11 protein-coding genes and 1 other RNA gene are annotated in these 11,890 nt (G+C 62.2%); 6 read left to right on the top strand and 6 right to left on the bottom strand.

The features are described 5' to 3' along the window. Nucleotides 1-21: 21 nt before the first annotated feature. From AC1DZ8_RS01895 to AC1DZ8_RS01885, 3 genes are all read right to left on the bottom strand, one after another. Nucleotides 22-1,890: an extracellular solute-binding protein gene (locus AC1DZ8_RS01895; protein ID WP_477300474.1), complete on the bottom strand. Its 1,869-nt coding sequence runs from the start codon at nucleotides 1,888-1,890 to the stop codon at nucleotides 22-24. Beyond that, the gene (locus tag AC1DZ8_RS01890) at nucleotides 1,890-3,767 is read right to left on the bottom strand and encodes an extracellular solute-binding protein (RefSeq protein WP_477300476.1); all 1,878 of its coding nucleotides are present in this window, start codon (nucleotides 3,765-3,767) and stop codon (nucleotides 1,890-1,892) included. Before AC1DZ8_RS01890 ends, AC1DZ8_RS01895 begins: the two co-directional genes overlap by 1 nt. Before the next feature lie 157 nt (nucleotides 3,768-3,924). Next, entirely contained in the window at nucleotides 3,925-4,587 is a 663-nt protein-coding gene (locus tag AC1DZ8_RS01885) for a c-type cytochrome (RefSeq protein ID WP_477300478.1), read from the bottom strand. A gap of 191 nt (nucleotides 4,588-4,778) precedes the next feature. Between AC1DZ8_RS01885 and AC1DZ8_RS01880 the strand changes: the two genes are divergently transcribed. Together AC1DZ8_RS01880 and AC1DZ8_RS01875 are read left to right on the top strand one after the other, a co-directional pair. Then, nucleotides 4,779-5,507, top strand: coding sequence for a 3-deoxy-manno-octulosonate cytidylyltransferase (locus AC1DZ8_RS01880; protein WP_477300479.1), 729 nt, complete (start codon nucleotides 4,779-4,781; stop codon nucleotides 5,505-5,507). A gap of 9 nt (nucleotides 5,508-5,516) precedes the next feature. After that, nucleotides 5,517-6,380 (top strand): prephenate dehydratase, encoded by an 864-nt coding sequence (locus AC1DZ8_RS01875; RefSeq protein ID WP_477300481.1) that lies wholly within the window; start codon nucleotides 5,517-5,519, stop codon nucleotides 6,378-6,380. On the opposite strand, the gene AC1DZ8_RS01870 is transcribed toward AC1DZ8_RS01875, so the two are convergent. Genes AC1DZ8_RS01870 through AC1DZ8_RS01860 form a run of 3 tightly spaced genes read right to left on the bottom strand, consistent with a single transcriptional unit; the run spans nucleotide 6,377 to nucleotide 8,102 of the window. Next, entirely contained in the window at nucleotides 6,377-6,682 is a 306-nt protein-coding gene (locus AC1DZ8_RS01870) for a Dabb family protein (RefSeq protein ID WP_477300483.1), read from the bottom strand. The genes AC1DZ8_RS01875 and AC1DZ8_RS01870 overlap by 4 nt on opposite strands. Nucleotides 6,683-6,704: 22 nt before the next feature. Next, nucleotides 6,705-7,646, bottom strand: coding sequence for an NAD(+) diphosphatase (gene nudC / locus AC1DZ8_RS01865; RefSeq protein WP_477300485.1), 942 nt, complete (start codon nucleotides 7,644-7,646; stop codon nucleotides 6,705-6,707). A 36-nt stretch (nucleotides 7,647-7,682) separates the two neighbouring features. After that, nucleotides 7,683-8,102 (bottom strand): HIT domain-containing protein, encoded by a 420-nt coding sequence (locus AC1DZ8_RS01860; protein WP_142868516.1) that lies wholly within the window; start codon nucleotides 8,100-8,102, stop codon nucleotides 7,683-7,685. Between the two features lie 158 nt (nucleotides 8,103-8,260). Here AC1DZ8_RS01860 and ffs point away from each other — a divergent pair. The 4 genes from ffs to AC1DZ8_RS01840 all read left to right on the top strand — a co-directional run bounded on the left by ffs (nucleotide 8,261) and on the right by AC1DZ8_RS01840 (nucleotide 11,836). Then, nucleotides 8,261-8,357, top strand: an RNA gene (gene ffs / locus AC1DZ8_RS01855) — signal recognition particle sRNA small type. Between the two features lie 105 nt (nucleotides 8,358-8,462). Further along, entirely contained in the window at nucleotides 8,463-10,298 is a 1,836-nt protein-coding gene (locus AC1DZ8_RS01850) for a DNA polymerase III subunit gamma/tau (RefSeq protein WP_477300488.1), read from the top strand. A 30-nt stretch (nucleotides 10,299-10,328) separates the two neighbouring features. Further along, nucleotides 10,329-10,652 carry a YbaB/EbfC family nucleoid-associated protein gene (locus tag AC1DZ8_RS01845; protein WP_454588116.1) on the top strand — a complete coding sequence of 108 codons (324 nt, stop codon included), beginning with the start codon at nucleotides 10,329-10,331 and terminating at the stop codon, nucleotides 10,650-10,652. A gap of 218 nt (nucleotides 10,653-10,870) precedes the next feature. Next, nucleotides 10,871-11,836, top strand: a complete 966-nt coding sequence (locus AC1DZ8_RS01840; protein WP_477300490.1) for a cell wall hydrolase — start codon at nucleotides 10,871-10,873, stop codon at nucleotides 11,834-11,836. Nucleotides 11,837-11,890 lie beyond the last annotated feature (54 nt).

Below are 11,890 nucleotides of genomic sequence, written 5' to 3'. Positions count from 1 at the left end.
AATCCTGCGCGAACGGTCATGTCAGGCTTTGCCAATTTTTGCCGCCTTGCCCTTGTCGACCCACCACAGCGCTTCGACCGGAAAGTCGAAATCGGGTTTCCGCTCGGGAAAGCCGAACATGTCCCAATAGGCGCATCGGTGATTCGCCAGGAACCAACTTGGAATCCAATCGCGCCTTGCACGCAAGACCCGGTCGAGCGCGCGCATGGCAATTGTCAGGCTTTCGCGATCCGTGGCGGCGCCTGCGGCGTCGACCAGGGCGTCGATGGCCGGGCTTGATGTTCCCGGCAGATTGCGAGAGCTCGGCACGGTCGCCGCGCGCGAGTGGAAAATGGTTTCAAGGTCGTCACGGGTTGGCGTTGCCGGAAACCGGGCCGCAACCGAGATGAGATCAAAGTCGAACGAATTCTGCCGCAGCTGATACTGCGCGGCATCGACCAGCCGGATCGACGCATCGATGCCGACCGCTTTCATGTTTTCAATCCATGGCGAATAGATTTGTTCGAAGATCTGGTCGTCGACAAGGAACTCTGCTGACAAACGGCCGCCCTTGTCGTTCACGACGAAATTGCCGGAGCGTTTCCAGCCGGCTTCAGCCAGAAGCTTGGCCGCCTTGCTAAGCAACTGACGATCGCGGCCGGTGCCATTCGACACGTCTTGCATGACCGCTTCGCCAAAAGCCTCGGCCGGAATCTGGTCGCGCAGCGGCTCAAGAAGAGCCAGCTCTTTCGTCGACGGCATGCCTTCGGCGCGAAACTCGGATTGCTCGAAGCAGGATTGCGAGCGCTCGTAGGAGCCATAGAAGAAATTGCGCCGTGTCCATTCGAAGTCGAAGCAGAGCCCGATCGCTTGCCGCACGCGCGGATCGCGAAACTGCTCGCGCCGCTGATTGGCGGCGGTGGCCTGCATGGAAGGCATGGTTTCGGCAGGGAATTCACGCTTCACCACCTTACCGGCAAGGAAAGCCGGGAAGTCGTAGCCCGTCGCCCAGATCCGGGAGACGGCTTCCTCCTTGAAGAGGATCTCTCCCTTCTTGAACGCTTCGAAGGAAGCGTTGCGATCCTGGTAGAACTCGATGCGGATGCGGCCGAAATTGTTCTGGCCACGGCTGACCGGCAGGTCATTGCCCCAATAGTCAGCCACACGCTCATATTCGATCCACGCCCCTGCCGACCAGCGGCCGACCTTGTAGGCGCCTGACCCCAGCGGCGGGTTCATCTGCGAGGAATCGAACGGGTTGGCCGTGTAGAAAGCCTTCGATAGGATCGGGAACTCGACGATGTTGAGGATGGTTCGACTTGTCTGCTTGCCGGAGAAGTTGAGCTTCAGCGTGTGAGGGTCGTCGGCGATCGCATCATCCAGATGCGTCAACGGCAACGAATAGTCCGGGTGTCCCTTGTCCTTGAGCAGCTTGAAGGTGAAGGCGGCATCCTCTGCCGTCAGCGGCGTGCCGTCATGAAAGCGGGCCTGTGGCCGAAGCGAGAAGGTGAAGCCGTTGCGGTCGTCGGAAATCGTCACGCCGTCAGCGATCAGCCCATAGAGGGCGTCAGGTTCGTCGAATGCTCTCACCATCAGCGAGTCGAAACACATCTCCATGCGCTGGGGCGAGTCGCCTTTGGGGACGAACGAATTCAACGTGTTGAAGGTCAGCTGCGACTGATTCCGGCCCCAGGTGCGTGGCAGGAAATTGAAGGTTCCACCCTGCGGCGCGTCGACGTTGACGTAGTCGAAATGGGTGAAGTCCGGCTTGTATTTAAGATCGCCGAAGGCTGACAGCCCATGCAGTTTCACCCCGGTCGGGCTGGCGGCGAACGCCTTGCTCGGCAACAGCGCGGCGGCGGTCGCCGCGGCGCCGAGGGCCAGGAAATCGCGGCGAGGCAGCGCAGCCATTAATTGCTGCCCTTGTATTTCGCCGCGAGCGCTTTTTCCTTCTCGGCATCGATCCACCAGGAATCGATATCGGCGCCACGGTAACCGGGCTGTTTTTCCGGAATGCCAAACTTGTTCCAGTAAGCGAGCCACACCACAGCGCGGTAGTATTGCGGCACGACATAGTAATTCCACAGCAACACGCGATCGAGCGCATGGGTGGTGGCGACGAGGTCATCGCGGTCCGTGGCAAAAATGATGCGGTCGACAAGGGCATCGACGACCGGGTTCTTTATGCCGGAATAGTTGCGCGATCCCGGCGTATCGGCGGCCTTCGAACTCCAGAAGTCGCGCTGCTCGTTGCCGGGCGATTCCGACTGCTGAAGCTGCCCCGTGATGACGTCGTAATCGAAATTTCGGACGCGGTTCGTGTATTGGCTCGGGTCGACGATGCGCAATGTCGCATCGACGCCGATCTTGCGCAGATTGGCGATCCAGGGGCTGGAGATGACCTGGTCGGTTTCACTCGAGCCGAGGATTTCAAACTTGAATGGCTCGCCGGTCTTGGCGTTGACCATCTTGCCGCCCTTTATCACCCAGCCGGCCTGGGCGAACAGGTCGACCGCCTGCTTCAGATATTTGCGCTCGGCTTGCGGCGAATCGTAGACCGGCAGCTTGAATTCCTGCGTGAATAGCTCCGGCGGCAGCTTGTCGCGGTACTTCTCCAGGATTTCCAGTTCCTTGCCTTGCGGCAGGCCGCTCGAGGCCAATTCCGTGCTTTGGAAATAGCTGTGGGTGCGGCTGTTGAAGCCGAAGAACAGCGTGCGGTTCATCGATTCGAAATCGAAGGGGTAGGTGAGCGCGGCCCTGACCAGACGATCGGCAAACAGCTTATGTCTTTGGTTGAGCATGAAAGCCTGCATCGGCTCGGGCGAGGTGGTCTTGAATTCTTGCTTGATCACGTCGCCGGCCTTGATCGCCGCGAAGTCGTAAAACGTCGCCCAGCGCTTCGAGCTGTTTTCCGGCTTGATGTCGTCGAGACCACCCTTCTTGAACGCCTCCCAGGACGCGTTGTCGTCAAGAATGTAGGTGAAATGCTGGGTGTCGAAATTCTCGCGGCCGATCTTCACCGCCAGCTTGGCGCCCCAATAGTCGGGCACGCGCTGCCAGACAATCTCCGAGCCGGCTTTGAAGCTGGCGATCTTGTAGGCAGCCGAGCCTAGTGGCGGCTCCAGCGTTCCCTTGGTGATGTCACGCTTCTTGCCACTGGCGTCGGTACCTTCCCACCAGTGTCTGGGCAGCACGACAAGGTCGCCGAGAATTTTCGGCAGCTCCCGATTGCCTTTCTGGTCGAAATGAAACTCGACCTCACGGTCCGAGACCGCGACGGCGTCGGTGACGTTTTCGAAATAACGGCTGTACATCGGGCTGTTGGCCTTCAGCACCTGGAACGACCAGATCACGTCGTCAGTGGTGATTGGCTGCCCGTCATGCCATTTCGCCTGCGGATCAAGGCGGTAAGTCGCGGAAGAATAGTCGGCCGGGTATTTATATGCGTTTGCGATCAAGGGATGGCTGACGCTGCCTTCGTCAGTCGCTTGATCCATCAGCGTGTCGTAGAGCAGGCCGCCGCCAAATGGCTGCAAACCGGCCGCCGGCGAGCCCTGCACGATGTAGGGATTGAAGCTGTCGAACGTGCCGGAAACGACCGAATTATAGGTGCCGCCCTTCGGCGCGTCCGGGTTCACATAATCGTAGCGCTGGAAATTCTCGCCGTATTTGGAGGGGCCGATCAGCGAGGAGGTCGTTCGCCATTCCTGGGACAAAGCTGCCTGCAGGCCACCGGCAAGAGCGGCGACAATCAGCGTTGATCTTAGAAGCGTACGGCCAACCGTCATGCGTTCTCCTCTTCGCAATGCGTCCGCCAGCGATCCTAGAGGATTTGACGCCGGTGAAAACCGCCATGCGCCGGCTTTGTCGCCGCATATGCGGTTTTCCTAACAAAAAAGCCGGGCTGAACCCGGCTTTTTTGAGATCGTCGAGATGACAAATCGGTTATTTCGCGGGCGCTGCAGGAGCCGGTGCCGCAGGGGTCGCACCTTCAGCGGGCTTTGCCGGAGCGGCACCTTCGGCAGGCTTGGCTGGCGCGCTCGCGTCGGCGGCGGCACCTGGCGTCGGCAGCGGCTTCGGGCTGTCCGACAGTGTGCGCAGATAGGCGATGACGTTGGCGCGGTCCTCGTCCTTCGGCAGGCCCGCAAAGCCCATCGCCGTGCCCTTCACGAACTTCTTCGGCGAGGTGATGAAGTGGTTGATGTTGTCATAGGTCCACTTTTCAGTGCCGCCCTTGGAGAACTCCTTCATGCCGGCCGAATAGGCGAAGCCCTCATGCTCGGCGACCGGTCGGTCGATCAGGTCCCAGAGGTCCGGGCCGACCTTGTTAGGGCCGCCCTTTTCGCCGGAATGGCAGGCTTGGCATTTCTTGAACACGGCCGCACCCTGCTCGACGTTGGCGGTGGCCAGCAGGTCGGCAATCGGCTTGGCCTCTACGGCAGGTCCGGCGCCACCACCTTCGGCCGGCTCGGTCGCCTCGATGGCGTAGCCGGGCTTTTCCGGAGCGGGCGAGGCGAACAGCGCGTCAGACACCAGCCCGACCGAGAAAACGACGAAACAGGTTCCGAGCAATCCGGCGAGCAGCTTGTTGACTTCGTTGGAATCCATGCGCCCCTTGCTCCCTTTTCCGGCGGACCGATCGTCCACTCCGTCCGTCGGTATCCCGACCAGCCCCGTCGAGCCGGTCAAATCGGGCGGAAACTAGGTCTTTTGCTCCAGCGTTGCAACACCTATAAGGGCGCTTCCAGTGAGACCTTTTGCCACTTTTCCCGTCGTCTTTTCAAACGCCAGCAGCCCCGATGTCCACGCTCATCCTGATCCCGGCCCGCATGGCCTCGACGCGCCTGCCAGGCAAGCCGCTGGCCGACATAGCCGGCGCCCCGATGATCGTGCATGTCGCCCGCCGCGCCGCCGAGGCCGGGCTCGGCCGGGTGGTGGTGGCAACCGACACGCAAAGCGTGGCTGAGGCGGTGCAGTCGCACGGTTTCGAGGCGGTGATGACGCGGATCGACCATGAATCCGGCTCCGACCGCATTTTCGAGGCGTTGAGCGCGCTCGATCCCGGCCACAAGGTCGAAACCATCGTCAATGTGCAGGGCGACCTTCCGACCATCGATCCCGAAATCATCGGGGCGGCGCTGCGGCCGTTCGAGGACGCCGCGGTCGACATCGCCACGCTTGGCGTCGAGATCGTCCGCGACGAGGAAAAGACCAATACCAATGTCGTCAAGATCGTCGGTTCGCCGCTGTCGGCGACGCGGCTCAAGGCGCTCTATTTTACCCGCGCCACCGCGCCCTGGGGCGAGGGGCCGCTATATCACCATGTCGGCCTCTACGCTTATCGCCGGGCAGCGCTCGAGCGCTTCGTCGCGCTAAAACCGTCGCCGCTGGAACGGCGCGAGCGGCTGGAGCAGTTGCGGGCGCTGGAAGCCGGCATGCGCATCGACGCCGAGATCGTGCAGTCGCTGCCGCTCGGCGTCGACACGCCGGAAGACCTCGAACGCGCCAGAACCATCCTTTCAACCTGAGATATCGGCATGCCTGAAAAGACCAACAGAATATCCTTCCAGGGCGAGCCGGGCGCCAATTCCGACACCGCCAGCCGCAACATGTTCCCTTCGATGGAGCCGTTGCCGTGCCCGACCTTCGAGGATGCCTTCAACGCGGTCGAGAGCAACAAGGCCGACCTCGCCATGATCCCGATCGAAAACACCATCGCGGGGCGTGTCGCCGACATCCACCACCTGTTGCCGGAATCGAAGCTGCACATCGTCGGCGAATATTTCCTGCCCATCCACTTCCAGCTGATGGTCCTGCCGGGCGTCAAGCGCGAAGAGATCAAGACCGTCCACAGCCACATTCATGCGCTGGGCCAGTGCCGCAAATACATCCGCAAGAATGGCTGGAAGCCGGTGATTGCCGGCGACACGGCGGGGTCAGCCAAGCTGGTGTCGGAGCTCAAGGACCGCACCATGGCCTCGCTCGCGCCGGCTCTCGCCGCCGAACTCTATGGGCTCGACATCATCGAGAGGAATGTCGAGGACACTGACTCGAACGTCACCCGCTTCGTCGTCCTGACCAAGGACAAGCGATTGGCCGAACGGCCCTCGGCCGACACCAAGATGATGACGACCTTCATGTTCCGCGTCCGCAACGTGCCGGCCGCGCTCTACAAGGCGATGGGCGGCTTCGCCACCAACGGGATCAACATGACCAAGCTGGAGAGCTATCAGCTCGGCGCCTTCACGGCGACGCTGTTCTACGCGGACATCGAGGGCCACCCCGACGATCCGCTGGTCAAGCTGGCGTTAGACGAACTGCGCTTCTTCTCGCGCGAAGTGCGCATTCTGGGCGTCTATCCCGCCAGCGAGTCGCGCGAGCAGTGGAAGGTCGCGGATTAGACCAGAAGGGTCAGCGGCACGTAGTCGATCTCGAGGAATCTCTCGACTTCCGGCACCCAGCGGTCGCGCACGAAGGCGACGTGGTCGGGATGCTCATTGTATTTGGTGTAGGCGGCCTGATCGACGAACTCCATCGAGAAGCCGAAGTGATAGTCGTTCTTGGGGCTGACCTGCCGCAGCGGCTCGAAATCCGTGACGCCCTTGATCGCGCTGAGGATGCGCTTGGCGTCGGAGAGGAAGCGCTTTTCCTCCAGCGAGTACTGCGGGTGCTTAAGCGTGAAAACCACGGTGTGACGGATCATTTTTTGCTCCCGTTATCCCTACTTACTCGCTATCGACCCAGGCGCGGATCAGATGATGCGCGATGGCGCCTTTCGGCGGCGTGACCAGATTGTCCTTGTGCGTCCTCTCCAGCATAGAGCGCACCTCGTCGCGGAAAAACCAGCGGCAATCCTCCAGTTCGTTGAGGTCGGCCTGGATGTCCTCGTTGAGCGGTTCGCCGAAACAGCCGATCATCAGCGAATAGGGGAACGGCCAGGGCTGGCTGGCGTGGTAGACGACGCGGCCGAGCCTGATGCCGGCTTCCTCCAGCGTTTCGCGGCGCACCGCGGCCTCTATCGTCTCGCCCGGCTCGATGAAGCCGGCCAGCGCCGAATACATGCCAGGGCCGAAATGCCGGCCGCGGCCGAGCAGGCATTTTTCCCTTGTCACCGTCAGCATGATCGCTACCGGATCGGTGCGCGGAAAATGCTCGGTGCCGCAGTTAGGGCAGTGCCGCTTGTAGCCGCCGGCCCGCATTTCGGATTCATGGCCGCATTTGCTGCAGAAGCGGTGGCTGGCATGCCAGGCAAGCAGCGCCGCACCTTGCGCCAGCGCGCCGGCGGACGCCTCGTCGATCAGCCCCTGCATATAGACTGAGCGATAGTCGATGGCCTTGATGGTCTCCGGCAGCAGCTCCGGCTCGATGCCAACCGGCACCGCCAGCACCGGGCCGCTCTCGGCAAAACCAAGCAGGACGCCATGCGCGAAGGACGGTTGCAGGAGCTCGCTGCCGGCGACATCGAACCACGGGTCGAAATTGCCGTCGTTGAATTTCAGATACAGCCGACCACCATGCATCGCCAAAAGCCGTGCTTTGGGATCGGCGAGCGCCCTTTCGACGGAATCGTCGGCGCGGTTTTCGGATTGCCGATCGATCGTGTTGCCGGCGAAACCGACGAAGTGGCTCGGTTCGCGCAAGGGCGCGTCAAACAGGCGAAAGGTCATGGAGGCTCGAACGTTCAGGATGGACACGGGCGCAGTTTATAGCGCCGCCTTTATCTGTTGCGCAAACCGGCGGATGTCGGAACGCTGATAGGGCTCGCGCATGCCGTGCCCCCATACCGGGCCTGGCCAGCCCGGATCGCCTTCGGAGCGGGCAATGACATGGACATGCAGTTGTCGCACGATGTTGCCGAGCGCGCCGGTGTTGATTTTGGTGCAGCCGGTGGTCCGTTTCAGCGCCTGCGCCACCATATTGGTCTCGAAGGTCAGCATCGCCTGGTCGAGCGGCGTCATGTCGTGGATTTCCTCGATGCCGGGCCGCTGCGGCACCAGGACCAGCCATGGCCAGCGGCGGTCGTTCATCACGCGCAATTCGCACAGGCCGAGCCACATCAGCTGCTCGCTGTCCGCCTCCAGCCTGGAGTCGAGCGTGAATCCGGCCTTGAGGCCCGGCAGCATTGGCGTTTCCCTTGCGTTTCTCGCATTGTTTCCCAAACTCAGAACGCTAGAGCGGCAGCACGGGGGCTGCAAGCGATTCATTGAGCGGCGGAGCTTGAGAGCGTCCGATTCTCGATGCACCCTTGCATTTCACCGCGCAATTGCCGATATGGAACCCGGGAGGTTGGTGGTGGACGATCCACTCGCCAACCGGGTCAGGTCCGGAAGGAAGCAGCCCTAACGAGCCCGGAACGGGTCATTGTTCCAGCCTCCCACCTCATCGGCCCCTCTCGCGACATTGACGACGCATTGCAGCGCGGGCGAGACTATTAGCAGGAATCGGCCAGCCTCGGACGCGGCCTTTTGGAGCTTTATGGGCGAATGAGCGAAGCCGGAAATTCGGGCCCAGAAAACCTGGATAAGCAAAAGGCCGCCGCCTATCGCGTGCTGGCGCGCAAGTACCGTCCGGCGAACTTCTCCGAACTGATCGGCCAGGAGCCGATGGTCCGCACGCTGACCAACGCTTTTTCCACCGGCCGCATCGCCCAGGCCTGGATGCTGACCGGCGTGCGCGGCGTCGGCAAGACGACCACGGCGCGCATCCTGGCGCGGGCGCTCAATTACAAGACGCCGACCGTCGATCAGCCATCGGTCGACCTTGCCGTTTTGGGGGAGCACTGCCAGGCGATCATGGAAGGCCGCCATGTCGATGTCATCGAGATGGACGCCGCATCGCATACCGGCATCGACGACATCAGGGACATTATCGAGCGCGTGCGCTACGCCCCGGTGTCGGCCCGCTACAAGGTCTACATCATCGACGAAGTGCACATGCTCTCCACCCAGGCCTTCAACGGCCTGTTGAAGACGCTGGAAGAGCCGCCGCCGCACGTCAAATTCATCTTCGCCACCACTGAAATCCGCAAGGTGCCGATCACCGTCCTGTCGCGCTGCCAGCGCTTCGATTTGAGGCGCATCGATGCCGGCGCGCTGGTCGCGCACCTGTCATCCATTGCCGGCAAGGAAGGCATATCGGTCGACGACGACGCGCTGGCGATGATTGCGCGCGCGGCCGAAGGTTCGGCCCGCGATTCGCTCTCCATCCTCGACCAGGCGATCGCCCATGGCGGCGGCGCCGTCAGCGCCGAAGCGGTGCGCGCCATGCTGGGGCTCGCCGACCGTGCCCGCATCGTCGACCTGTTCGAACATGTCATGAAAGGCGATGTGGCAGCCGCCCTGGCCGAATTCCGCAACCAGTATGACACCGGCGCCGATCCGGCCGCGGTGCTCACCGATCTTGCCGAATTCAACCACCTCGTCACCCGGCTGCGTTTCGTGCCAACGGCCGCCGACGACGCCTCGCTGTCCGAGGACGAGCGCCGGCGCGGCGCCGACTTCGCGAGCACGCTGTCGGTCAAGGTGCTGTCGCGGACCTGGCAGATGCTGTTGAAAGGCATTCCCGAGGTGCAGTCGTCCAACCGTCCGGTCAGCGCCGGTGAGATGGTGCTGATCCGGCTGGCGCATGCCGCCGACCTACCGACGCTGGACGAGGCGCTGAAATCGCTGGAGAGCGGCGCCTCCGTCTCGAGCGGAACGCCGCGTCCGAATGGCGCGCCGGCGAGCACCGGCCCGGCAACCCCAGGCAATGGCGGCGGCGCCAGTGCCGTGGCGCAGTCGCGCATGCCGACGCCCGGTGGCAGCGGCGCGCAAACCATGCGGCTGGTTGAGCCGCAACCTTTGCCGGCAGCCTTTGTCCCGGCGCCGGAACCGGTTGTCGAAACGCCCGCCGTCCCGGTGAAATCGTTGGCCGACATCGTCGCCCTTGCCGACCAGCAGCGCGACATGGCCTTCAAGGTGCAGGTCAAGCGCTGCGTGCGCCTGGTGCGCATCGAGCCCGGCCGCATCGACGTCAGCCTGACCGACGATGCGCCGAAAATGCTGCTTAACGAACTGACCGCCAAGCTGCGCGCCTGGACCGGCCGCAACTGGCTGGTGTCGCTGTCGAAGGAAGAGGGCGGCCAGACTCTGGCCGAGATGGAATCGACCAAGCGCGAGACCGCTTTCTCCGATGCGAAAAGCGATCCGACGGTGGCCGCCATCCTGGCTCGTTTTCCCGGCGCCAAGATCATCGACGTGCGCATTCCCGACGCGCCCGACGTCGATACGGACAAGGCCGAAGTGCCGGTCGAGCCACCGGCCGACGACGACGAAACCTGACCACAGCACGAATCCGCAAAGGACCCGACCATGAAAGATCTTCTCGGCCTGATGGGCAAGGCGAAGGAAATGCAGGCCAAGTTCCAGGCCATGCAGGACGAGATCGCCACGCTTGAAGCAAGCGGGCAGGCCGGCGGCGGCCTGGTCAACGTCACGCTGACCGGCAAGTTCGAGATGAAGTCGCTGAAGATCGATCCGTCGCTGTTCAAGGAGGACGATGTCGAGATCCTCGAAGACCTGCTTCTGGCCGCCCACAATGACGCCAAAAATAAGGTCGAGCAGATCATGCAGGAGAAGACCAAGGCGCTGACGGCAGGCTTGCCGATCCCGCCCGGAATGAAATTGCCGTTCTGAGCCGGCTGCCACCAGTTAATTGATTATGAACGGAAATCGGCTGCCGGGGCTATTGTTAAGACTTTCCCCGGCTTTGCTCACGCGGACATATCGGGGCATTTATAAAGTTTTACCTATGCTGCACGAATGCTAATCCTTTAGCCATCTTTTTGCCTTTAAGAGTCTCATTCTTGCCACATCCTGGGACGGGGCGGCATCTGGAAAATGAGGCACTTTTGTTGATCGCGACGCGATGGAAGACGCCGCTGTTGCTCGGCATCATCTTCTCCCCTTTGTTCCTGGCGGGTTGCAGCCAGACCACTTCTCACGGCATGTCGGTCGCCAGCCTGACCGACGCCATAACTCCCAGCTTCCTCTCAACGCGCGCCTACCGCAACACGCCGAAGGAGAAGGAATGCCTTGAGCGGGCAATGTTCTTCGAGTCCAACCGGTCGAGTCGCGACGGCATGATCGCCGTCGGCACGGTGGTGATGAACCGGCTGCGCTCCGGCAATCATGGCAGCACCATTTGCCAGGTGGTGGGCGAACCGGGTCAGTTCGCGCCTGGCGTGATGACGCGGCCGATGAATTCCAAGGCGATGCCTGATGTCGAGGAAGCTGCCGACGCCGTGCTCAAGGGCGAGCGCAAGGCCAAGCTGAAGAACACGATGTACTTCCACACCGCCGGCCTGAAGTTCCCCTACAAGAACATGCACTACACCATGGTTGCCGGTGGCAACGCCTTCTACGAGAAGCGGGGCCGCAACTGGCAGCCGCTGCCGGATGAAGGCACGACCATGGTTGCCTCCGCAACGCCGCGCGCGCCTGTGCCTGAAGCGCCGGTGCAGGTGGCTTACGCCGAGCCGGTGGTGAAAACGATTGTCCGTCCCGATCCGGCCAAGCAGGCCGCAGCTTCTCGCGCGGCCAAGGCAATCGCCGCCCCGGCCGAGCAGACCTATGTCACGGCAGCCGCAGCCCCGGTGAAGGGCGCCCGCGTCGCTACAAAGCAGACCGAGGTGGCGATGCAGGAGCCGATGGCCGAACCGGATGCGTCGCGCTTTGGCGGCACTCTCAACGCCCGCTACATCACCTCGGTGCCATCAGCGACGCAGGAAGCGTCTATGGGTTTCCAGTCGACGCCTGAGAACACCGACGCCATCGGCGCGATGATCGTCGATCAGACCCGGCCGCTCTCCGCCTATTGAGCCTTACTGCATTTTCAGAGCCCGCCATGGCAGCATGGCGGGCTCTGTGCGTAT

It is taken from the genome of Mesorhizobium sp. P2_F7 (genome assembly GCF_056403695.1).
The sequence above is the reverse complement of the archived record's forward strand: the minus strand, read 5'-3'. Positions and strand labels throughout refer to the sequence as shown.

Coding starts and splice junctions, on each gene's coding strand:
- AC1DZ8_RS01895 (WP_477300474.1), bottom strand. CDS start 1,890: ATGGCTGCGCTGCCTCGCCGCGATTTCCTGGCCCTCGGCGCCGCGGCG.
- AC1DZ8_RS01890 (WP_477300476.1), bottom strand. CDS start 3,767: ATGACGGTTGGCCGTACGCTTCTAAGATCAACGCTGATTGTCGCCGCT.
- AC1DZ8_RS01885 (WP_477300478.1), bottom strand. CDS start 4,587: ATGGATTCCAACGAAGTCAACAAGCTGCTCGCCGGATTGCTCGGAACC.
- AC1DZ8_RS01880 (WP_477300479.1), top strand. CDS start 4,779: ATGTCCACGCTCATCCTGATCCCGGCCCGCATGGCCTCGACGCGCCTG.
- AC1DZ8_RS01875 (WP_477300481.1), top strand. CDS start 5,517: ATGCCTGAAAAGACCAACAGAATATCCTTCCAGGGCGAGCCGGGCGCC.
- AC1DZ8_RS01870 (WP_477300483.1), bottom strand. CDS start 6,682: ATGATCCGTCACACCGTGGTTTTCACGCTTAAGCACCCGCAGTACTCG.
- nudC (WP_477300485.1), bottom strand. CDS start 7,646: ATGACCTTTCGCCTGTTTGACGCGCCCTTGCGCGAACCGAGCCACTTC.
- AC1DZ8_RS01860 (WP_142868516.1), bottom strand. CDS start 8,102: ATGCTGCCGGGCCTCAAGGCCGGATTCACGCTCGACTCCAGGCTGGAG.
- AC1DZ8_RS01850 (WP_477300488.1), top strand. CDS start 8,463: ATGAGCGAAGCCGGAAATTCGGGCCCAGAAAACCTGGATAAGCAAAAG.
- AC1DZ8_RS01845 (WP_454588116.1), top strand. CDS start 10,329: ATGAAAGATCTTCTCGGCCTGATGGGCAAGGCGAAGGAAATGCAGGCC.